The sequence below is a fragment of the Nocardia sp. NPDC005998 genome, from assembly GCF_040614395.1.
GTDB lineage: Bacteria > Actinomycetota > Actinomycetes > Mycobacteriales > Mycobacteriaceae > Nocardia.
This window is the reverse complement of sequence record NZ_JBEXUI010000038.1, coordinates 1-21081: the sequence shown is the minus strand read 5'-3', so window position 1 is coordinate 21081 and position 21081 is coordinate 1. Positions and strand designations below refer to the sequence as shown.

Here is a 21081-nt window from a genome sequence, read left to right as displayed (position 1 = left end):
TTCGTTCGAAGCAATTCTGTCGATGATGTCGATTCGGCGAGGAGCAGTTCGTGTAGGAGGTGCAGCCGGTAACGGACCGGCCAGCTGAAAGGACTCCCATGGGCAAGATCACCGCGGTCGAGAACATCACCCTGGACGGTGTCATGCAGGCCCCCGGCGGGGCCGACGAGGACACCCGGGACGGGTTCCGCTACGGCGGCTGGGCGCATCGCTATCACGATTCCGTGCAGGCCAGGGCGGTGGGCGCACATATGTCGACCCATCACGGTGGGCTGCTGTTCGGGCGGCGGACGTACGAGGACTTCTACGGCTTTTGGCCGCAGCAGACCGACAATCCGTTCACCGAGGTGCTGAACAAGGCCGAGAAGTTCGTCGCATCCCGGACCCGGACCGAGCCGCTGCCCTGGCAGAACTCCACCCTGCTCGGCGACGATGTCGTGGGCGCGGTGTCTGCGTTGGAGCAGGATCTCGTGGTGCTCGGCAGTGGCAATCTGATGCAAACATTGATGCGTCACGATCTGGTCGACGAGTATCTGTTGCTGATCCACCCGATCGTGGTCGGCGGCGGTCGGCGCCTGTTCGATGGGGTCGACCTCGGCGACCTGCGGCTTGTCGATAGCGTCAGCACCACCACCGGCGTGGTGATCGCCACCTATCAGCGGGGATGAGGAGGAGCCATGAAGCAGTACCTGCTCACCATCTATCAGCCCAGCGAAGGGCCACCGCCGGACAATCTCGACGAGATCATGCGCGATCTGGCGGCGCTCAACGACGAGATGCGTACCGCGGGCGCCTGGGTTTTCGCCGCGGGCCTGCATGCGCCGAGCACCGCCACCGTGCTCCGGGCCAAGGACGGCGATGTCCTTGTTACAGACGGCCCTTACGTCGAAAGTAAGGAGCACATCGGCGGATTCACCGTCATCCAGGCGGCCGATCTGGACGAGGCGCTGTACTGGGGCAAGAAGATGGCCGCCGTGCTCACCCTGCCGGTCGAGGTCCGGCCGGTGGCCGATCACTGAGATGGTCACCTCCGCCACCATCGAGGCCGTGTTCACCGAACACTACGGCCGCGCGGTCGCCAGCCTGATCCGCGTCTTCGGCGATATCACCATCGCCGAAGACGCGGTACAGGACGCGTTCACCGCGGCAGTACAACGCTGGCCGACCGACGGAGTCCCGCCCAGCCCGCCCGGTTGGATCATCACCACCGCACGCAACCGAGCCATCGATCGCTTGCGGCGTGAGGCATCTCGCGATGACCGGCACGCCCAGGCCGCACTCCTGCACGCCGATGACGAACCGTCCGATTCCGGTGCGGTGCAGGATGATCGGCTCCGCCTCATCTTCACCTGCTGCCACCCCGCACTATCACTCAATGCCCAGGTCGCGCTCACCCTGCGGCTGCTCGGCGGGCTGACCACCCCCGAAATCGCCCACGCCTTCCTCACTTCCGAGTCGACCATGGCCCAGCGACTCGTCCGAGCCAAGGGCAAGATCCGTGACGCGCGAATTCCCTACCGAGTTCCCCGCGATGCGGACCTGCCCACCCGGCTACCCGGAGTACTCGCCGTCACCTACCTCATTTTCACCGAGGGGCACACGGCCAGCTCCGGCGATCGGCTCGTGCGAACCGACCTGTGCACCGAGGCAATCCGCTTGGGGCGCTTACTCATCGAGCTCATGCCCGATGAGCCGGAGGTGCGCGGCCTGCTCGCACTGATGTTGCTCACCGAATCACGTCGCCCCGCCCGCACCGCACCCGATGGTTCGCTGGTGCCGCTGCCGGAACAAGATCGTCACCACTGGGATCGCACCCTCATCGCGGAAGGCCACGCACTCGTCCGAGAATGCCTGCGCCGCAACCAACCCGGCCCCTACCAGATCCAGGCAGCCATCAACGCGGTTCACGCGGATGCCCCCGACGCGAAATCCACCGACTGGCAACAGATCCTATGCCTCTACGACCAATTGACCGCGGTAGCACCGAGCCCAGTGGTAGCACTGAACCGAGCAGTAGCCGTCGCCGAACTCACCGGCCCAGCCGCCGCACTCGCCCTACTGGACGAGATCGACCTACCGAATCACCATCTGTACCACGCGATCCGCGCCGACCTCCTACGCCGACTCGGTCGCAACACAGCGGCCATCCACGCCTACGACACCGCCATCACCCACGCCACCAATACCGCCGAAAAGACCTTCCTCCAGCGCAAACGCAACAACCTCGCCGCCGCGAACTAGGTCGACTCCGGCCCCTTCCGGTTTCACGGGTTGCAGGTGCTCCAGAAGGTTTGGCGCAGAAACGGATCAGGCGAGGCGGCCTCCGCCGTCGATGTGCAGGGTGGTGCCCGTCAGGAATGGGTTGGAAATTGACCGAGCACACACGTTCGCCGAGTGTCCGGGAGCAGCAAAGGCGAGTGCTATCCGGAGCGCTCGCTTGCTGGTGGCCGATGCGTCAGCTACGTCGATGCGTGACATTCCAGGACTGCCACCGCAAGTAGCGAAGAGTCTCGGACCGAGCCGCGAACTATTGTGGCGAACAACGGATCACGATTCGGACAAACACGTCAGCGCCAAGACCTCAGTGCTATCTCGACCAGCCCCGGGTCGACCGCTTCGTCCTGCCCCCAGATCACTCGCGCCGCTTCCAGTTTGCCGACCAGACTGGCAATCAGCGCCCCCGCCGCTTGGGCTGTGACGTGCCCTTCAGCCAATACCTTGGCATAGCGAACCGAGTCGACAATAACGGATTTGACCCGCTCATGATTCAAGTAGGTTTGCAGGTCACGCCGCCATGAACCCTGCGCGGCCACCGGCTCGGCAGCTGCCCATGCGGTCAGGAACGTATCGAGCTCGTCCGGCAGGTAGGTCATTTTGTGCAGATGGGTGGCCACGTCGTACAACGGGTCACCGAACAGCGCAAGCTCCCAATCGATGAATACGACCGCGTGTTCGCGAATGATCATGTTCTTCCGATGAACATCGGCATGCAACAGCCGAAATGGTCTCGGCTCGAGTGTGTTCCACGCATCGACGACATCTTCGAGCGGTCTAGCAGGCACGCCGAGACGGGCGTACAGCGCACCGAACGCCGCACTGTTCTCACGGTGCACTCGGCTGGTGATATTCGACAAGTGCCGCGCGAACGCAACCGGATCTTCTGCTCGCCCTGTCGAACTCGGCGGCAGCAGTTCGTGCGGTATTCGGCGCAGATCCGCGAACAGTGTCGCGACGTCGCCCGGTACATGTACAGGAACAGCCGTACCGCGTGGCGCGATCCGGTCCAGCACTTCGCCCTCGACGTACTCGTGGATCTGGTACGCAGGTTCAGCGGACTCCCAGCGCAGGCGCGGCGCGGCGCGGACGAACGGCTCGATGGTGCGCAATACCGCCGCCTCGGGCCATATCCGCAGATCCATCACGTCGGCCCCGTCGACCGGTATCCGTACATTCACCACGCCCATGGCGCCATTGACGCGAACATTGTGGTTGTAGTACCCCGCCGACGAATCGGTTCGCACAACCGCCTCACGGTAGTAGGTGTCGGCATTGATGCCCAGTATCCGCGCGATCAACTGCTGGGCGCCCAAGTCCAGATTCCGATCCGGGGTCGGCGGCCGCGTCCGCAGGCGGGCCTGTGCAGCCGCCAGGGCGATATCGGGCTCGATCCATCCGAACAGAGCGAGCACCACCCGTGCGACCAGAACCAATCCCGGGTATACATTCGCCGCTTCCAGTTCGGTCACTGCCCATCGGACGCTCTCGACGGCCTCGCCGCGCAGACCTCGCCGCGCGCACACAGCGGCGCGGAACAACTCCGCTCGCGCCCGACCGGAACGGTAACCGGCCCGCTCCAAGATCTCACAGGCATCGGTCAGTGCGCGGTCGGCCGCGTCCGGATCGCCGAGTGCGAGTTCGGCCAAACCAAGTGCGGTGTAAGCCTTTCCGAGCTCGTGCAGCGCGCCGAGCTCGCGCTGCTCGGCAATCGCCGCACCGGCAGCGGCAATGGCCCGTGCCGGATCGGTCAAAGCCAATAGCTCGGCCAGGTTGGTCGCGACATTGGCCTGTCCGACAACGCTCCCGGCCGCACGGTAGTGCGCATCCGCCTCGGCCAAATACCTTGCGGCCGTCTCGGTATCGAACGACAAGCGGTAGGTGAGATGCCGTAACCGAGCCACATCTCCCAGAAAGTCGCGATCATCATCGTCGGCCGATTCGACCAGTTCGTCGCACAATTCCAGCGCTCGAGCGAAACGTCCCTGGCACATATGCAGATCCGCCGCCCACTGCCCGGCATGCAATCGCGTTCGCCCCGAGCCGCGTGCCCACACGTTCGAATAGATCGACAGTGCTTCGTCCGTCGCACCGAGTATGCGGCGCGCATTCGCCGCCGCGAGCGCGAGACGTTCCGCGACCGGACCGGTTCGGGCCAGGTCGACGTGCCGGGTCAAGCGGTCGGCCTGCTTCGCATCGCCCAACAGAACCGCTGCCTCGGCCTCGAGGCACCGGGTGAGTTCGGAAAGCTCCGCCATATCTGCCAGGGTGTCATGCGGCTGGTCCAGGAAGCTATGCAAATCGCTGAGGACCCCCTCGATCCCCTGATTTCCGCCCGCGGCTTCGATCCGGTCGACGTACTCCAGCAGGGCAGCGGCATTGAGAATTCCAGCTCGGACACCGTGGTAGCCCGCCTCGCGCAGCGCCGACACCCGACCGCCCGGCCTTTCCGCGCGAGCCCGCCACAGGTAGTGCAGCGCAGCGTGCAAAACCGACCGCACATCGGCGTCCAGTCGGTGCCGTAATGCTGTGACCATCAATTGGTGCAGTTGATACCGCTCGCCCTCACCGCCCTCGTCCGCGGCGTGCACAAAGGAGTACGCGATCAACGACTTCCACGCGGTGAGATGGCCAGGAAGCCCGAATTGGCCTGCGATACCGGTGAATATCTCGAGATCGAATGTGCGCGGCAAGCTCAGCAGTTCCAGCATCCGAACTTCGTCCGGCCGCACATGCTGCAGAAACCGTTCCAAGATCGCTTCGGGTGAGACCAAAGCCGCTGCCGACGCCCCCTCGATCCGACTCCGCGCATCGATCGCCAGATGCAGATAGAACGGGACCCCGGCGCTCGACACCGCGATCGCCTCGCGCTCCTCCGCGTCATTGACACCGGAGGAGTCCAACAATTCGTACCGTGCGGCCATCGGCAGGTCGTCGACCTGTACCGAATGCACTCGTGCGGCCCATTCGGGATCGTATCGCTCCCACCCGAGCGGCTCCCGACTCGCGATGACGACGAGCCCGGTGTTCAACTGTGCCACGACATCTCGCAGCCAGGCATCCGAAGCCGCGACCCGGCCCTCGCGATCGACACCTCCCATCAGCGCTTCATATGCGTCGAGGAAGACGACATACGGTTTCTTACCCGACGTTGCGGCCTTCAGATCCTCCGCGAAGAGATACGACACCGCGGCTTCCAGATTGCCGAGGCTCAGTTGATCGAGCTCCTGCAGGATCGGGTCGTGGCGGATTCGGTGGGTGCGAACCGCGCGCCGGGCACCCAATTCCAACAGCCGAGACGCCGTACCGAAAACCGGAATTCCGGTGGCGTCGTTGAGGATTTCGGTCAGTACCTCACTGTGTTCGGCCAATGCCAGCTCCGACGTCAGCCGCAGATGAGGATGTAGGCGCTGCCACAGCACCGCGCAGGCGATATCGAATCGATGGAACTTGACCTTCTGGGCGCCGAACTGCGTCCGCAGCACCGCCAAACCGTCGGCTGCCTGGCGCTGACTCGGCACCTGCAGATCCAGTACCGCCGCCGGATGCCGCTTTGCGACCCGCGAACGCAGCTCCGCAACCAGACGCGATTTGCCGATCCCACCGACGCCGCTCAGCAGCAGAACCCGGGGCTGGTCCACGGATCCGACGAGCAACTCGTCGAAAGTCGCCAGAACAGTTTCCCGATCCACGAATGGTCGCCGAGTAGCCCCCGGCTGAAATCGCGCGGACAACACCATCTTTGCGTTCCCCCTCGCATTGAGCACTGCCTAGATTCTGACAGACAGTGGCAGGGCTCGTGGCACGAGCGGTAGGAGGGTCACCAAGCGCTGCGTTATGTGGGCGCAGGCAACTGAGGCGAGAACGCCGATGCCGAGCCACGATGCCTCGTCCTCGAAATGCCAACGGAACGAACGGGATCGGCGCCGTGATTCAGGCGAGGCGGCCTCCGCCGTCGATGTGCAGGGTGGTGCCCGTCAGGAATGGGTTGGTCAGGGCTAGGAGGGCGGCTGCTGATATGTCGGACGGGTGGCCTATGCGGCGGGCGGGGTTGGCGGTGGCGACGTGGGTGAAGAACTGGTTCTTGGTTGTGCCCATTTTGTCCCAGGCGCCGGAATCGACGATGCCGGGAGAGAGGGCGTTGACTCGGATGGGGGCGAGTTCTACGGCTAAGGCTTCGGCGAGGAAGCTGACGGCGCCGTTGGTGGTGGCCATGACCGTGCGTTCGGGGGCGGGGCGCCATGCGGCGACGCCGGAGAACAGGAGGATTGCTCCGCCGGTGCGGATTTGCGGGGCGAAGTGTTTGGCGAGTAGGAGCGGGCCGATGACCTTGGCGTCGAATGCCCTGGTGATCGCGGTTCGATCCAGCTGCGCGACCGGACCATTGGCATGTGCGGCGGCCACCGATACCAGGTAGTCCAGGTCGCCGGTCTGTTCGGCGAGCATGCGGATCGAATCTTCATCGGTCAGGTCGACCGTTGCGCCGAGCACCCGTTCGCCGATGGGCGCCTCGTCGGTGCCCTGTGCGACTCCGGCCAGGTGGTCATCGGCAATTCGGGCAACCGTGGCGCTGATCGCCTTCGGATCCCGGCCACCGATTACGACGTGCGCACCCGCAATCAGGGCGTCTGCGGCGATCTGTTGCCCGATCCCGGAACCTCCCCCGATGACGAGCAGCTTCTTCCCATCCAGCACAGCTGACATGCCTTGCCTCCGCGGTAGTTGTTTGCCTTTCACCGAGATCGAACGTGCTCCGGTATCGTCCGCAATCCCGTCGCGCCATGAATCTTTTCTCTGATTTCGATAGAATTGACGAATGGCAACACTGCGCTCCCTGGAATGCCTTGTCGCCGTATCGGATTACGGATCAGTAACCGAAGCCGCGGCGCGCCTGCACATGTCGCAGCCCGCCCTGTCGCATCAGATCGCGGCCCTGGAACGCGAGATCGGCACGCCGGTGGTGCAGCGACTGCCACGCGGGGCACGCCCGACCGCGGCCGGTCGCGCGATCGTCGCGGACGCACGGGCCGCGCTGGCCGCCGCCGAGCGTGTCGTCGCGACCGGCCGGGCGGTCGCCGCGGGCACCGAGGGACAACTGCGCATCGGCTGCGCGGAGAGCATGACCGCCGGGCTGTTGGCACCGGTCCTGCGCACCTGGCATCGGCGGCATCCGGGTATCCAGCTCGCACTGACGGAATTGTCGAGCGCCGACGCCCTTGCCGAACTGGCGGCATCGGGTCGGGTCGATATCGCGATCGGTCCCGAACCGACGCACTGGGACGGACATCTCGACATCATCGGCGAGGAAGAAATCGTCGCCGCCCTGCCAGCCACCGAACGGCCCAGCACCACAATGACTTTCGCACAGATCGCGGAGCATCCGATCGTGCACTACCACCCCGACAACGGCCTCGGCGCCTGGCTCGACGAGATCGCCGCCCAACACGGCGTCACCCTGACCGCCACGACCCGCACCCGCCAGGCCACCACCGCGGCACAACTGGCAGCCGCCGGACTCGGCATCGCCCTGGTCCCCACCACCGCCGTGACCGCTACCTTCGCCGGCGCGGTCGCCAGCTTGAAACCACAGCTCACCCGCGCCGTCGTCGCCCTGACCACAACCCCGAACGACCCACTCGCACAACGCTTCACCGCAGACCTGATCCGCCGCGCCATCCCGGTTCCGACATCGATCGCAACCCAGCTCACCCCGCACTGAGACGCAGCCGGGCCTACCAGCTCTGGTCGGCAGCGCGCACGAGCATTTCGTTGACAGCTACGCGTCGGGGTCGGCCGACCATGTAGGTGACCGCGTCGGCGATATCCTCGGGTACGAGCCGCTCGATGGAATTGATCTGGGACTGAACACTTTCGAGTAGTTCGGCTCGGGTGTGCGAGACCAGGTCGGTGGCAACGTTGCCGGGCTCGATCACCCCGACCCGCACGCGCCTGGGTTGCAGTTCCTGCCGGAGGGCTTCGCTGAACGCGTTGACGCCGAACTTGGTGAGGTTGTAGACGGCGGTTCCGGGCCGAGCTACCCGGCCTGCGGTCGAGCTGATGTTGACGATATCGGCGACCCGACGTGGTCCAGCGTCGGCAGACTCCCCGAGATGCGGGATCGCGGCCTGCGTAATGTAGAGCGTCCCATTGAGATTCACATCGATCATGCGTTCCCATTCGCCCTCGGGCGCATCGGCGACCGGTCCCACGTGCATCACTCCGGCGTTATTGACGACGATATCCAGGCGCCCGAATTCCGAGATCGCGTGCTCCACAGCGAGTGCGGCTTGTGCGCGCTGGGCGATATCGGCTGCGAAAACACTGGCCGACCCGCCGCTGGCACGAATCTGCGCCGCGACTTCCTCCAGGTAGGCGCTGCGGCGGCCGACCAGGACGACCGCAGCGCCGTCGCCTGCGAGCGCGCGCGAGATCGCCGCGCCGATACCGGTCCCGGCGCCGGTGACCAATGCCACGGTGCCTTCCAGATTTGCATTCATGTCCGAACTCCGTTCACCACAGTCGGATCGAAAAGGTGGGCGGCCTTCGCCCTCTCACGCCGATCGACAACATTCTGACCAGCCGCGATCATATTAACAGAACAATGTTCCGTTAACAATGGACCGGCGTTCTGTTAAAGTTGGATGATGTCGGAACCGCTACCGTTCCAGCGGGCTCGTCGGCCCGAGCACGTCGAATTGCGCCGGGCAGCGATTTTCGCCGCCGCCCGGCGCACGCTGTCGGGTCGATCGGTGCGGGAGGTCACGCTGCGGGATCTCGCTGAACACGCAGGTGTCGCCAAATCGAATGTCCTGCGCTACTTCGACAGCCGGGAAGCCGTATTCCTCGAACTGCTGGTCGAGGAATGGGAGTCGTGGCTGGACCAGCTCGCAGCCCGCGTCCAGGCCGAACACGATGCCGCACCCGCCAATGTCGAGAGCCAGGCACGTCGTCTGGCATCGCTGCTCGCCGAAACTCTGAGCAGCAGGCCGGTGCTGTGCGACCTGTTCGCGGCCATGTCGATCGAGCTGGAAACCAACGTGTCCCTCGAGACCGCACGATCGTTCAAGCGGCGTGCCTACTCGCTCAACGACCGCCTCGCCGAGCTGATACCCCGCGCCGCGCCTCTGCTGACCGAAACCGCGGGCGCAGCGATCGGCCGGGCCCTCATCGTCACCGTTGCTGGGCTGTGGCCGTTCGCCAACCCGAACGACATCATCGCGGCAGCCGCCCTCGAGTCCGGAAACCAACTCGGCACAGACAGATTCGAAAAAGACCTCGGCGACATCACCACCGCGCTCGCGATCGGCTTCGGCGCGCAGTGCGGCGACGACTGAGCCGCCGACCGCTCAGTGCTTGCGCACCACTCGCTCGCCCTGCCCCGGCTTCCAGATGGTGATGTCCAGGTGATCGTCGATGACCTCGACGGTGGACGCGCCGGTCAGGTCCGCGACGTAGAAGTGGTCGAACTCTTGGTCGCGGAGATCGAGCCCGATCTCGTCGAACAGCTCCTGCGCGAACCGCGCGTGCACCTGCTTGTCCGGAAGGTCCACGACGGTGCCGAACAACTTCGCGTCACCGTCGCCGACCTGGGTGTCCACCGTGGCGGTGTGCAGGCAGAACCGTGCGTCGCGGGCGAGGTCCTTGAACTTGGTTGTATTCGGCATACCCACGATCACCAGCATCCCCTCGAAAATCCGCGGTTCGACCGGGCTGATACGGGGGAAGCCGTCCGAGCGCAGGGTTGCGAGCATGCAGAGATTGCCGGTGGCCTTGTGCCGACGAGTGAACACGGTCGCGATGTGTGGCGCTTCTTCGGTGAACTGGCTCCATGTGGTCATGGAATAAGACGGTATGAGCCAAACCTGACATCTTCTGTCAGGTTTTATGGCTAATCTCGAATCATGCGAGCGAGTCGACTGGTGCAGCTATTGCTGCTGCTGCAGACCCGCGGCCGGACGACCGGACCGGAGCTGGCCCGCGAGCTCGAGGTATCGGTGCGCACGGTCTATCGCGATATCGAGGCGCTCTCCGCCGCTGGCGTGCCGATCTACAGCGAACCGGGACGCGCAGGCGGCGTGCAGCTGGTCGACGGCTACCGAACCCGGCTGACCGGTCTCACCACCGAGGAGGCCGATGCGGTATTGCTCGCGGGACAGCCCGCCGCCGCGGCGGACCTCGGACTCGGCACGGTGCTCGCCACCGCACAGCTCAAGGTGCTGGCCGCATTGCCACCCGAGTTGCGGGGCCGGGCAACGCGAATCGCGGAGCGCGTTCATGTGGACGCGGCGGGCTGGTTCCATCGACCCGACGAAACACCAACGCTGGCAACGGTTGTCGATGCACTCTGGCACGACCGGCGACTGGATATCCGTTACCAACGCAAGGACCGCGCCGTCGAACGCCGCCTGGATCCGCTCGGCCTGGTATTGAAGGCCGGGACCTGGTATCTCATTGCACGCGACCGGTCGGCAGTGCGTTCCTATCGCGTCGGCCGGATCACCTCCGCCGAGCAGACCGGTGAATCATTTACGCGCCCAGAAGGTTTCGACCTCGCCGGGCATTGGTCGACGTCTGCCGACGATTTCGCGCGCTCCATGCTGCGGGTGCGGGCGCGCTGCCGGATCGCGGCATCGCATGTGCAGCGGCTGCGATTGACGAATGAGCCCGCCGCGGTCGCCGAGGCCATGGCCTCCGCGACCGCACCCGACGCCGAGGGGTGGATCGAAGTGACGATCCCATCGGAGTCCTTCGAGGTGCTGGCGAGCGCCCTCCTCCCGCTCGGCGAATTCTGCGAGGTCCTCGACCCGCCCGAACTGCGCGACCGACTCGCCGCAACGGCATTCGCCATGGCCGAGCGCTACCGGGGCACGGCCGCTACCGAATGAGTCGGCGCAGTGCACGGAAGAACGCGCGCATATCGTCGATCAGCAGATCCGGTGCTTCCATTGCCGCGAAGTGACCGCCCCGGTCATATTCGGTCCAGCGCACGATATTGTGCTGCTGCTCGGCGATCACGCGAATGGAATTGTCACCGGGGAATACCGCCGCGGCCGTCGGCACGCCGGAACTCTGCAAGGCCGTCCCCCACGAGTCCCCCTCCCCGTACAGCCTGATCGAGGAGACGAAGGTCCGGGTGAACCAATACAGGCTGACATTGGTGAGCAGCGCATCGCGATCCACCGCGGCATCGGGCAATTCGAGTGACGGATTGGTCCAGCGTTGGAAGATATCGACGATCCAGGACAGCAGCCCCGCCGGCGAATCGTGCATACCGATCGCCAGGGTTTGTGGGCGTCCCGCCTGCACCATCGCATAGCCGTAGCGGGTGTAGCTCTGGCTGCCGGTGAGTTTGTCCAGCTTCGCCCGATCCTCCGGGCTGTACTCCGGTTCCCGAACCTGCGCATCGGCATCACCGTCGTCCCAGGACGGCAGCGTAATCGGCCCGTTCACATGGATTCCCACTACACGGTCGGCCGCAATCCGTCCCAGCTCGGTCGAGACGAAGAACCCCGCGTCGCCGCCCTGCGCGCCATACCGGTCGTAGCCGAGCCGCGCCATCAGCTTCGCGACCACCGGCGCGAACCGCTCGGTCGAACCGTCCCCGACCTTCGGCCCGGCCGCCGAGAATGCGAATCCGGGCAGCGACGGAATGACCAGATGGAACGCGTCGGCCGGATCACCACCGTGCGCCCGCGGATCGCTCAAAGGTCCGATCACATCGAGGAATTCGACGAACGAGCCGGGCCACCCGTGGCTCAATACCAGCGGCATGGCATCGGGTTCGGGCGAGCGGATATGCAGAAAGTGCACCTGCTGCCCATCGATATCGATGACGAACTGCGGCAGCCGGTTCAGCCGTGCTTCGACTGCCCGCCAGTCGTATTCACAGCGCCAGAACTCGGCGAGGTCGCGCATATACGAAATCGACGCGCCCCTATCCCAACCGGCGCCGGGGATTTCGTCCGGCCACAGGATATTCGCCAGCCGGGCGTGCAAATCGTCGATCTGTGCCTGCGGGATATCGATGCGGAAGGGGCGGATGTCGTGTTCGGTACTCATGAAAGCGACGATATGACCCGCTTAGGACAGGATTGTTCCTAAGCTTCTGGCATTCTGGATTCCGTGTTGGAGACCTCGGCGCGCCTGCTGAAATTGCTTGCCCTGCTGCAGACCCACGGTGACTGGACCGGCACCGAACTCGCTGAACGGCTCGGCGTCACCGGCCGCACGGTCCGCCGCGATGTGGATCGGCTGCGTGAACTCGGCTATCCGGTGCACGCCACCCAGGGCACCGCGGGCTATCGGCTCGGCGCCGGGGCCGCGCTGCCGCCGCTACTGCTCGATGAGGAGGAGGCCGTCGCGGTGGCGGTCGGATTGCGCAGCGCGTCCAACGGCACCGTGGCGGGCATCGGGGAGGCATCGCTGCGCGCGCTGACCAAACTGGAGCAGGTGCTGCCGCCGCGCCTGCGCCATCGGGTCCGCACCCTGCGTGGCGCGACGGTCCGGGTCGGGGCATCGGATGCCACGGTCGAACCGGACACCTTGATGGCTATTGCCGAGACCTGTCAACGGCACGAACGGCTGCGCTTCGACTATCGAGCGCACAGCGGCACCACCACCCGCCGCTCGGTGGAGCCGCACAGTCTGGTGCATTTCAGCAGGCGCTGGTACCTCGTGGCGTGGGATGTCGACCGCGGCGATTGGCGAACCTTCCGAGCGGACCGCATCACGCCACGCACCCCGACCGGCCCGCGCTTCACCCCGCGTGAACTGCCGGAAGGCGATGTCGCGGTGCACCTTTCGCTGCGACTGTCGGCCCGCGCCTGGCCGTATCAGGCAATTGCGCTGCTGCACAGGTCCGCCGAGGATGCCGCGGCGAATGTCTGGCCCGGTATGGGCGTCATCGAGGCCGTCGACGACCACAGCTGCCAACTCCACGTCGGTGCCGACACTCCGGAAGCACTGGTCTGGATGATCACCTCGACCGATATCGACTTCACCCTGCTCAGCGGTCCCCCCGAACTCGTCGCCGCCATCCGCGCCCAAGCCAACCGCTGCACAGTCGCCCTGCGCAACTTCGAATGATCCGCGTTCGACTCCGATCGAGCGCAGCCCACGCGTTATGAACCTATGCCGGCACCAGCCCCACAGCCGCACCGATACCGACTCCCGTTATGTGACAGCACCGACCGTGCCGCGATGATCTGCGCTGGCGGCCGACGCCCGTCGTCGGGCATCGGATCAGATCACCGTCCGCCGCAGCGACTTTCGCGAGCAAGACCGCATGGGCTCCACTCCCGGGCACACCTCCTGCCCTGGCTTCGATGTCATCGTGCACCGTAGCGCCGACCAGCACGGCAATGAGCGTGCACCACATCGGTCGCCCGGATTGGCGAACCTGCTCCTCGCCTCTCGATGCATCGCGCCACGAATCGGCCGCCCCGCACGAAGATTCGACCCCGTGCCGGACTGGCATCATCTATCCGACCGTCGCTCAGCTGACGATCGCGAACAGCACCGCGGCGACCGCGAAACTCACCACGGAGAGCACGGTTTCCAACACCGTCCAGGTCTGCAGAGTCTGCTTCACACTCAGGTTGAAGTACTTCGAGATGATCCAGAAGCCACCGTCGTTCACATGACTGAGGATGATCGAGCCCGCCGCGATGGCCATGGCGATCAGCGCGATCGCCATCTGTGAGTACCCGTGTCCGGCGACCAGCGGTGCGACGATGCCGCCGGTGGTCACAATCGCCACGGTGGCCGAGCCCTGCGCGATGCGCAGACCACAGCTGATGATGTAGGCGAGCACGATCACCGGCAGCCCGGCGGCCGACATGGTGTCGGCGAGCGCGGTACCGATTCCGGTGGCGGAGATGACCTTTCCGAAGAAGGCGCCCGCACCGACCACCAGCAGCAACATGCCGACCGGCTTGAGTGATTCCGCGGTGAGCGTGCTGAGTTCCTGCACGCTCGAGCCGCGGCGCACACCGAGCAGATAGAAGGCGACGAGTACCGCGATCAACAGCGCAACGGCGGGCGTGCCGAGGAAGGTCAACACCTGCAGCAGTTGCGAATCCTTGGCCAGCCATTGGGTGCCGAAGGTCGCACCGAGGATGAGCACCAGCGGAATCGCGATGATGCCACCGATGAGCACGACCGACGGCGCGCGGGTCTCGGTCCGCGTCGAACCGGGATCCGTTGCGGTGCCGGGGCCTTCACCCTTCGCTTCGACCAGTTGATCGGGTCGGACCAGGAATTCGGCGGGCACCTCCACCTGGACCCGCTTGCCGATATAGGTGCCCCACACCAGGCCAGCCGCGATGAATCCGGGTATACCGCAGACGAACCCCATAATGATCAGCCACCCGAGACTCACTCCGAGCAGGCCACCGAGCGCCACCGGTCCGGGATGCGGCGGGAGAAAGGCGTGGGTCATGGACAGACCGGCCAGCATCGGCATCGCGTACAGCACCAGCGACCGCCCACCGCGCTTGGCGGCCACATAGATCAGCGGCGCCAGCACAAAGATACCGATATCGAAGAAGACCGGGATGCCGAAGATGAGCCCGAGCAGACCCATGGCCACCGGCGCGCCCTTGGCACCGAAGATGCCCAACAGCTTGCCGGTCAATACATCCGCACCACCGGAGCGTTCGAGAATCGCGCCGAGCACCGTGCCGAGGCCGATAATGACCGCGATATGCCCGAGGATGCCGCCGAATCCGGTCTCCAAGAGCGAATCACCGGGCTTGATCGCCGTGCCGACGATCTTCGACACCGGTAGTCCGGCGGCCAGGGCCAGACCGAGTCCGGTGAGCAGCAGTGCAATGAACGGCTCCAGCTTGACCTTGATAATGGCGAACAGCAGTACGGCAATCGCGAGACCGCACAGCACCAGCAACCCCGGGGTAGTGGTGCGCAGCCAGTCGACAGTGGCGTTCATGCCCGTGCCTCGCTGACGCTCGGCCCGGGCATACGCCGCTGGGCGCTGGGTGGACTTGTTCGCTCGCTGCGCTCCCTCACCGTGGGTACCTCTCAATTCATGGATCGAACGAATGACGCAGCGCGCGAGGCGATTTCGGACCATCGGCCCGCGGCGACGTCGGATGGGGCCACGACATCGGTACCCGCGGTCACGGCCACGGCTCCGTTGGCGAGGAATTCGGCGGCATTGCCCGCATTGACGCCCCCGGAGGGAATGAGCGCCACATCGGGGAAGGGGCCGCGCAGGTCTTTCAAGTAGCCGGGGCCGAGTGCCCTGGCCGGGAATATCTTCACCGCGGCCGCGCCGAGATCGAGCGCGGTGAGCACCTCGGTGGGGGTGAAAGCACCCATGACGACCGGGATGTCGCACTCGGCCGCGACGGCCGCAACCTCGGCACGCACGCCGGGAGTAACGAGGAACCGAGCTCCGCGCTCGATCGCGGCCTTGGCCTGGTCGGCGTGCAGCACGGTCCCGACACCGACGACCGCGCCATCGACGGCCGCGGCCACCGGTAGGTAATCGAGCACGCCGGGGGTGGTGAACGTGAGTTCCAACGTGCGAATCCCGGAGCGCGCCAAGGCATCTGCCAGTGCAGCCGGATCCGGAATCTCGGGCGCGCGAACCACACTCAGCACCCGGTCGGCGCGAATGACTTCCAGGGCGCCGAGAGCGCCATTGGCATTCAATATGTCTCCTTCCGCGCGGCATCCATCCGCAGCGCACGCCCGGCGAGTTTGCCGGTAGGCGCGCCGTTTTCGATGGCGAACTCCCCATTGACGAGCACATGCGCAATCCCACGCGCCTGCTGCTTGGGGTTGTCGAAGGTCGCGGTATCGCTGATCGTCGACGGATCGAACAGCACGAGATCGGCTGCGTATCCGGTGAATACCTGCCCACGGTCGCTCAGCCGCAGCCGCTCGGCGGGCCGACCGGTCAGATGGTGCACACAGTCCTCGAGCCCGAGCACCCCGAGTTCACGGACATAATGGCCCAGATAGCGCGGAAAGGTGCCCCACGCGCGTGGATGCGGCCGATCGCCGACGAGCAGTGCGTCACTGCCGCCCATATGCCCCGGATGCGCCATGATCGCGCGCACGTTCTCCTCGTGCCCGACGTGCTGGAGGATGGTGGTGGCCAGCTGATCTCGGCGCAGCAGTTCGAAGAACACCTCGACCGGCGCGCGATCACGATCGGCCGCGATCTCCGCGACCGTCCGGCCGACGAACTCCCCCAACTCCGGGTTGGCGACGCCACTGATCTGAATGGTCCCCCATTCGACCGTGACACCGTGACAGCCGTCGGAACCATTCACATTGATGTCCAAGGCGATTCGCGCACGCATCGCCGGATCGTCGATACGGGCCAGCGCCGCATCCGGGCCACCGGACATCGCCCAACTCGGCAGCAGGGCCGACAGCGTCGTCGAGCCGGGCAGATACGGATAGGTGTCGAGGGTGATATCGCACCCCTCGTCCCTGGCGGCATCGATCAATGCCAGAAATTCCGGTGCGCGCCCGTGGTTCACGCTGAAGTTCATGGTCGCGTGCGTGAGATGCAGTGCGCACCCGGTACTCCGAGCCAGGCCGATCATCTCGGCATAGGCCGCCAACGCCCCCTTGCCGTAGGAGCGGGTATGCGGCGCATAGAACCCGCCGTACTCGGCGACGACCTCGCACAGTGCCGCCAATTCCCCGGTGTCGGCATACATTCCGGGGGTGTAAGTGAGACCGCTCGACATCCCGACCGCACCCTCGCGCAGTCCCTGCGCCAGCAGTTCACACATGCGCCGGATCTCATCGACGCTGGCCGGACGCTGTTCACTGCCGACGACCAGCAACCGCAGTGTGCCCTGCGGCACGAGGTAGGCGGCATTGGGTGTAATGCCCTGATCCAGCCGGTCCAGATACTCCCCGACTGTGCGCCAGGAGAAGTCGAGTTCGCTGGGATTGCCGTTCCACCCGGCGATCTGCCGCCGCAGCACCGACAGCGCGGCGTCATCGATCGGGGCGTAGGAGAGTCCGTCCTGTCCGATGACCTCAGTGGTGACGCCCTGGCTGATCTTCGGGAAATGACCGGGATCGGTGAGCAGATGCAGATCGGAATGTGCGTGCATATCGATGAAGCCCGGCGCGAGCACCGCACCAGGCGCGGCATCGATGAACCGCGCCGCCACGGTGATCGTGTCCGGCTCCGCGATCGTGGTGATGCGTCCCCGGTCGATGGCGACATCGGCGCGGAAACGTGGCGCTCCGGTGCCATCGATGACGTCGATATCGCGAAACACTAAGTCCGTCATGGCGTCAGAAGAAGGTGTGCACGAGGTCGACAACGCGCGGCCGCTCGGCATCGGCATCATCGATGACCGGGATCAGCCGCCACTTGTCGAAGGCCGTGCACGGATGCGACAGCCCCAGCCGCACCACACTGCCGACGGGCACATCGGTGGGCGCACCGCCCGGCAGCCGCAGGAAGGTGTGCTGATCGTTGAGCGCGCTGACATGTGCGTCCGGATTCAGTGGCCCCTCCGGTCCCGCAACGAATTGCGGGACCGGAAGCCCCTCATCGAAGGGAAGATCGCGCTTCCCCGCATCCAGGAGCGCGAGCTCCGCCTCGGGTCGCGAAACGGTGCGCGCCCACCCGTGCATCGCCGAGCGCAGCGGCCGTTCGCTGCGCGGTGCGGCCAGCGGTGAGATACCCGCGTAGAAACCGTCGTCGTGGATGATGTACGCACCCGAGCGCAGCACCACTGTGGTCGGAACACCTTGTGCGCCTTGCTCATCGGCGAGCCCGGAGAGACATTCGACGACCAGATCCGGGTAGGCGCTACCGCCTGCGGTGACGATCGCCCGATCCGGATAGCGTCCGGCCGCGGCGAGTTCGCGGTGCAGGCGAGCGAGTTCGTCGAGGTAATGCCGAACGGCGTCGATACCGTCCGGAGTCCGGTCGTGCGCGAGCGCGGCCTCGTATCCGCCGACTCCGGCCAGTGTCAGCCGCTCGGACTTGCCGACCGCCTCGGCGATGGCATGCGCCTGCTCGACGGTTCGCGCCCCCGTACGGCCATGCGGCCCACCGAGTTCGATGACCACCCGAATGCGCACATCACCCGACAACTGCTCGTCCATCAACGCGACGGCCTCGACGCAGTCGACCCAGCAGAGGAATTCGAACTGCGGATCGCGCGCCAATTCCTTGGCGACCCAGCGCAATCCGACGGGATCGACCAGCGAGTTGGCCAGTACGATCCGCTCGACGCCGAAGGCACGGGCCACCTGTACCTGCCACACGGTGGCCAAGGTGATGCCCCAGCTACCGGCGGCCAGCTGCTGGGCCCATAGCTGCGGCGCCATCGTGGTCTTTCCGTGCGGCGCCAAGCGCATACCCGCAGCCGCCGCCCAATCGGCCATGACCGCGACATTCGCCGCGACGGCGGCGCGATCGACGGTCAGCACCGGTGTCTCGAACTCATCGAGGTACGGCGCGGCGGCCAGAAATTCCCGGACCGTGCGACCCCACGCCGCGGGCGGCAGACCCTTGTGCTCCGGACCGAGGGTCCGATCCGCCAGTGCAGCAACGGCTTTCTCATCAATCGCCATGTCGCTCCTTCCCGCGGAATCGTCTCCGCTGAGTCATATCTGCCATGCATTGCATATTTTGCAACGCTTGTTGCACATCGTGTTCAGTGTGGTTATTCTGCACTGGATGGCCGGTGGCCGCAAGGGCAGAAGGGAGATCGATGTGACGTGGGCTACTACGTCGCCCCGCCCACGGGCGGTGACCATCGGTGAGGGGCTCGCCGTTCTGGTGGCGCGCCCCGGTCCGCTGGAGGACTCGGACAACTTCGAGCGAACCGCGGGCGGCGCCGAGGCGAATGTGGCGACGGTGCTCACCCAGCTCGACGTGGACGCCGCATGGATCTCGCGGGTCGGCGACGACGGCTTCGGCCGGTACCTGACCGGACATCTCGCGGCACGCGGAGTCGATGTGTCCGCGGTCGTCACCGATCCCGCACGCCCCACCGCGGTCTACGTGAAAGAGCGCGGCAGCGGTTCGGGCAAGGCCACGGATCTGGCCGAACGCGCCAGCCGCATGCTCTACTACCGCACCGGTTCCGCCGCCAGCGCACTGTCCACCGCCGATCTCGCGGCCACTACGGCGGCCGGTCTGCTCGAACACTGCGATGTCGTGCACTTCACCGGAATCACCACCGCACTCTCGGAATCCGCGACCGAGCTCACCGAAGCCCTGGTCACACTGCCGCGCCGGGACAGGCTGGTCAGCTTCGATCTGAATTACCGTCCGGCACTGTGGGCCGGACGCGCGGCGCAGGCCGCCGAGGTGCTGGCCCACCACGTGCGCGGCTGCGACGTGGTCTTTCTCGGCGCCGATGAGGCCGGTGCGGTCTTCGGCGAAGACGACGCCGACCGATTGCGCGCACTGTTCCCGCAGCCGCGGCATCTGGTGGTCAAGAACAATGAGCATTCGGTCACCGGATTCTCCGGTACGGAGCGCGTCGAAGTGCCCGCCCTCGAACTGGAGATCACCGAGCGGATCGGTGCCGGCGACGCCTTCGCGGGCGGCTACCTCGCCGCCCTGCTGCACGGACGTCCACTGGCACAGCGCCTGCGCTTCGGCCATCTGTGCGCCGCCGCCGCACTCACCGGCACCGGCGATGTCGCCGAACTGCCCTCGCCGCGGGCCTTGGAAGTCCTAGCCGACCTCGACGAGTCCGCTTGGGGGCGTGTGCATTACCGCAGAGACGTGTTAGCCGAGAATGTGACGTGATGAGCGAGCGAACAATCAACACAGCCGAGCACTCGCTCGTGACGGAGCCGAGCGCCAGCGAGGCGCAGTCATGAGCGAGCGATTCCAGAACATAGCGTCGGCGACGAGTAGGGCACGGTCATGAGCCAGAGTCTGTTGCGTGCGTTGACCATCCTGCTCTCGCTCGGCGAGGACGCCCGGTCATTGGATCAGCTCGCGGCCGAACTCGGCGTGCACAAGTCGACGGTGCTGCGGCTGCTGCAGACCATGGAGTCCCAGCGCTTCGTCACCCATGACAGCCAGCACCAATACGTGCTCGGCTCACGGCTTTTCGAGCTTGCCAACCGGGCACTCGAACAGCGTGACGTCCGTACCCTCGCGCGCCCGCATCTCAGTGCGCTGAATTCCGCCACCGGCCAGACGATCCACCTGGCCACCTACGAGTCCGGCGAGGCCATCTACATCGACAAATTCGATGCCATCCAAAGCGTCCGCATGTACTCACGGATCGGTCGCCCCGCCCCACTGCACTGCACTGCGGTCGGCAAAGTGCTGGTCGCCGCGCAACCGCGCGCCGAGTGGCGGGTGATCGCGGAACGCATCGACTACCGCGAATTCACCGACCGCACCATCCGTACCCCCGAACGCTATCTCGCTGAGCTGGAACTCGTTGCCGCACAGGGCTATGCCGAAGACCACGAGGAGCACGAGAGCTTCGTCAACTGCATCGGCGTCCCGGTGCGCAATGGCACGGGGACGGTGGTCGCGGCGGTCTCCATGTCGGTACCGGACATGCTGCTCGACCACGACCAGGTGCTTGCCGAACTGCCGCGGGTGCGCGCCGCGGCCGATGCCATCTCCGGCGAACTCGGCTGGACTCCCGTCCGCACCGCACACCCGACCGCAACGAAAGGTTAGTCATGAGCGAGCGAAGCGAGCGAACAATCAACACAGCCGAGCACTCGCTCGTGACGGAGCCGAGCGCCAGCGAGGCGCAGTCATGAGCGAGCGAAGCGAGCGAACAATCAACACAGCCGAGCACTCGCTCGTGACGGAGC

The 21081-nt window shown here is 65.6% G+C and carries 18 protein-coding genes; 9 read left to right on the top strand and 9 right to left on the bottom strand.

Annotated features, from left to right (window positions below; genetic code table 11):
* Positions 1-98 precede the first annotated feature (98 nt).
* Genes ABZ293_RS33945 through ABZ293_RS33935 form a run of 3 tightly spaced genes read left to right on the top strand, consistent with a single transcriptional unit; the run spans position 99 to position 2241 of the window.
* Positions 99-668, top strand: coding sequence for a dihydrofolate reductase family protein (locus ABZ293_RS33945; RefSeq protein ID WP_355187450.1), 570 nt, complete (start codon positions 99-101; stop codon positions 666-668).
* A 9-nt stretch (positions 669-677) separates the two neighbouring features.
* On the top strand, positions 678-1019 hold the full coding sequence (locus ABZ293_RS33940) for a YciI family protein (protein WP_355187448.1): 342 nt from the start codon (positions 678-680) through the stop codon (positions 1017-1019).
* Position 1020: 1 nt separating this feature from the next.
* The gene (locus ABZ293_RS33935) at positions 1021-2241 is read left to right on the top strand and encodes an RNA polymerase sigma factor (RefSeq protein ID WP_355187446.1); all 1221 of its coding nucleotides are present in this window, start codon (positions 1021-1023) and stop codon (positions 2239-2241) included.
* Between the two features lie 326 nt (positions 2242-2567).
* Here the strand turns inward: ABZ293_RS33935 and ABZ293_RS33930 are convergent, their stop codons facing one another.
* Both ABZ293_RS33930 and ABZ293_RS33925 read right to left on the bottom strand, forming a co-directional pair.
* On the bottom strand, positions 2568-5966 hold the full coding sequence (locus ABZ293_RS33930) for an aminoglycoside phosphotransferase family protein (RefSeq protein ID WP_355187444.1): 3399 nt from the start codon (positions 5964-5966) through the stop codon (positions 2568-2570).
* Between the two features lie 241 nt (positions 5967-6207).
* On the bottom strand, positions 6208-6978 hold the full coding sequence (locus tag ABZ293_RS33925; protein WP_355187442.1) for an SDR family oxidoreductase: 771 nt from the start codon (positions 6976-6978) through the stop codon (positions 6208-6210).
* Between the two features lie 112 nt (positions 6979-7090).
* On the opposite strand from ABZ293_RS33925, the gene ABZ293_RS33920 reads away from it, so the two are divergent.
* Positions 7091-7993 carry a LysR family transcriptional regulator gene (locus ABZ293_RS33920; RefSeq protein WP_355187441.1) on the top strand — a complete coding sequence of 301 codons (903 nt, stop codon included), beginning with the start codon at positions 7091-7093 and terminating at the stop codon, positions 7991-7993.
* A 13-nt stretch (positions 7994-8006) separates the two neighbouring features.
* Here the strand turns inward: ABZ293_RS33920 and ABZ293_RS33915 are convergent, their stop codons facing one another.
* A complete protein-coding gene (locus ABZ293_RS33915) occupies positions 8007-8771 on the bottom strand; it encodes an SDR family NAD(P)-dependent oxidoreductase (protein ID WP_355187439.1) in 765 nt (254 codons plus the stop codon).
* Positions 8772-8918: 147 nt separating this feature from the next.
* On the opposite strand from ABZ293_RS33915, the gene ABZ293_RS33910 reads away from it, so the two are divergent.
* Positions 8919-9608, top strand: a complete 690-nt coding sequence (locus tag ABZ293_RS33910; protein ID WP_355187437.1) for a TetR family transcriptional regulator — start codon at positions 8919-8921, stop codon at positions 9606-9608.
* Between the two features lie 12 nt (positions 9609-9620).
* Here the strand turns inward: ABZ293_RS33910 and ABZ293_RS33905 are convergent, their stop codons facing one another.
* Positions 9621-10112 (bottom strand): pyridoxamine 5'-phosphate oxidase family protein, encoded by a 492-nt coding sequence (locus ABZ293_RS33905; protein ID WP_355187435.1) that lies wholly within the window; start codon positions 10110-10112, stop codon positions 9621-9623.
* Positions 10113-10175: 63 nt separating this feature from the next.
* On the opposite strand from ABZ293_RS33905, the gene ABZ293_RS33900 reads away from it, so the two are divergent.
* A complete protein-coding gene (locus tag ABZ293_RS33900; RefSeq protein ID WP_355187434.1) occupies positions 10176-11159 on the top strand; it encodes a YafY family protein in 984 nt (327 codons plus the stop codon).
* Here the strand turns inward: ABZ293_RS33900 and ABZ293_RS33895 are convergent.
* Positions 11149-12333 carry an epoxide hydrolase family protein gene (locus ABZ293_RS33895; protein WP_355187432.1) on the bottom strand — a complete coding sequence of 395 codons (1185 nt, stop codon included), beginning with the start codon at positions 12331-12333 and terminating at the stop codon, positions 11149-11151. The genes ABZ293_RS33900 and ABZ293_RS33895 overlap by 11 nt on opposite strands.
* 63 nt (positions 12334-12396) lie before the next feature.
* Between ABZ293_RS33895 and ABZ293_RS33890 the strand changes: the two genes are divergently transcribed.
* Positions 12397-13359: a YafY family protein gene (locus ABZ293_RS33890; protein WP_355187430.1), complete on the top strand. Its 963-nt coding sequence runs from the start codon at positions 12397-12399 to the stop codon at positions 13357-13359.
* 409 nt (positions 13360-13768) lie between these two features.
* Here ABZ293_RS33890 and ABZ293_RS33885 read toward each other — a convergent pair whose 3' ends face one another.
* The 4 genes from ABZ293_RS33885 to ABZ293_RS33870 all read right to left on the bottom strand — a co-directional run bounded on the left by ABZ293_RS33885 (position 13769) and on the right by ABZ293_RS33870 (position 18855).
* Complete coding sequence (locus ABZ293_RS33885; RefSeq protein ID WP_355187428.1) at positions 13769-15220, bottom strand: gluconate:H+ symporter; 1452 nt, start codon at positions 15218-15220, stop codon at positions 13769-13771.
* A gap of 92 nt (positions 15221-15312) precedes the next feature.
* Positions 15313-15948: a bifunctional 4-hydroxy-2-oxoglutarate aldolase/2-dehydro-3-deoxy-phosphogluconate aldolase gene (eda, locus tag ABZ293_RS33880; protein ID WP_355187426.1), complete on the bottom strand. Its 636-nt coding sequence runs from the start codon at positions 15946-15948 to the stop codon at positions 15313-15315.
* The gene (locus ABZ293_RS33875; RefSeq protein WP_355187424.1) at positions 15945-17558 is read right to left on the bottom strand and encodes a D-aminoacylase; all 1614 of its coding nucleotides are present in this window, start codon (positions 17556-17558) and stop codon (positions 15945-15947) included. The genes eda and ABZ293_RS33875 overlap by 4 nt, the downstream gene beginning before the upstream one ends.
* Positions 17559-17562: 4 nt before the next feature.
* Positions 17563-18855, bottom strand: coding sequence for an amino acid deaminase (locus ABZ293_RS33870; RefSeq protein ID WP_355187422.1), 1293 nt, complete (start codon positions 18853-18855; stop codon positions 17563-17565).
* 88 nt (positions 18856-18943) lie between these two features.
* Between ABZ293_RS33870 and ABZ293_RS33865 the strand changes: the two genes are divergently transcribed.
* Positions 18944-20044, top strand: coding sequence for a sugar kinase (locus ABZ293_RS33865; protein WP_355187420.1), 1101 nt, complete (start codon positions 18944-18946; stop codon positions 20042-20044).
* A gap of 120 nt (positions 20045-20164) precedes the next feature.
* Complete coding sequence (locus ABZ293_RS33860) at positions 20165-20941, top strand: IclR family transcriptional regulator (RefSeq protein WP_355187418.1); 777 nt, start codon at positions 20165-20167, stop codon at positions 20939-20941.
* Positions 20942-21081 lie beyond the last annotated feature (140 nt).

What these genes read in the sequence shown, in the direction of transcription:
- ABZ293_RS33945 (WP_355187450.1), top strand. Translation starts at nt 99, where the DNA reads ATGGGCAAGATCACCGCGGTCGAGAACATCACCCTGGACGGTGTCATG.
- ABZ293_RS33940 (WP_355187448.1), top strand. Translation starts at nt 678, where the DNA reads ATGAAGCAGTACCTGCTCACCATCTATCAGCCCAGCGAAGGGCCACCG.
- ABZ293_RS33935 (WP_355187446.1), top strand. Translation starts at nt 1,021, where the DNA reads ATGGTCACCTCCGCCACCATCGAGGCCGTGTTCACCGAACACTACGGC.
- ABZ293_RS33925 (WP_355187442.1), bottom strand. Translation starts at nt 6,978, where the DNA reads ATGTCAGCTGTGCTGGATGGGAAGAAGCTGCTCGTCATCGGGGGAGGT.
- ABZ293_RS33920 (WP_355187441.1), top strand. Translation starts at nt 7,091, where the DNA reads ATGGCAACACTGCGCTCCCTGGAATGCCTTGTCGCCGTATCGGATTAC.
- ABZ293_RS33915 (WP_355187439.1), bottom strand. Translation starts at nt 8,771, where the DNA reads ATGAATGCAAATCTGGAAGGCACCGTGGCATTGGTCACCGGCGCCGGG.
- ABZ293_RS33910 (WP_355187437.1), top strand. Translation starts at nt 8,919, where the DNA reads ATGTCGGAACCGCTACCGTTCCAGCGGGCTCGTCGGCCCGAGCACGTC.
- ABZ293_RS33905 (WP_355187435.1), bottom strand. Translation starts at nt 10,112, where the DNA reads ATGACCACATGGAGCCAGTTCACCGAAGAAGCGCCACACATCGCGACC.
- ABZ293_RS33900 (WP_355187434.1), top strand. Translation starts at nt 10,176, where the DNA reads ATGCGAGCGAGTCGACTGGTGCAGCTATTGCTGCTGCTGCAGACCCGC.
- ABZ293_RS33895 (WP_355187432.1), bottom strand. Translation starts at nt 12,333, where the DNA reads ATGAGTACCGAACACGACATCCGCCCCTTCCGCATCGATATCCCGCAG.
- ABZ293_RS33885 (WP_355187428.1), bottom strand. Translation starts at nt 15,220, where the DNA reads ATGAACGCCACTGTCGACTGGCTGCGCACCACTACCCCGGGGTTGCTG.
- ABZ293_RS33875 (WP_355187424.1), bottom strand. Translation starts at nt 17,558, where the DNA reads ATGACGGACTTAGTGTTTCGCGATATCGACGTCATCGATGGCACCGGA.
- ABZ293_RS33870 (WP_355187422.1), bottom strand. Translation starts at nt 18,855, where the DNA reads ATGGCGATTGATGAGAAAGCCGTTGCTGCACTGGCGGATCGGACCCTC.
- ABZ293_RS33860 (WP_355187418.1), top strand. Translation starts at nt 20,165, where the DNA reads ATGAGCCAGAGTCTGTTGCGTGCGTTGACCATCCTGCTCTCGCTCGGC.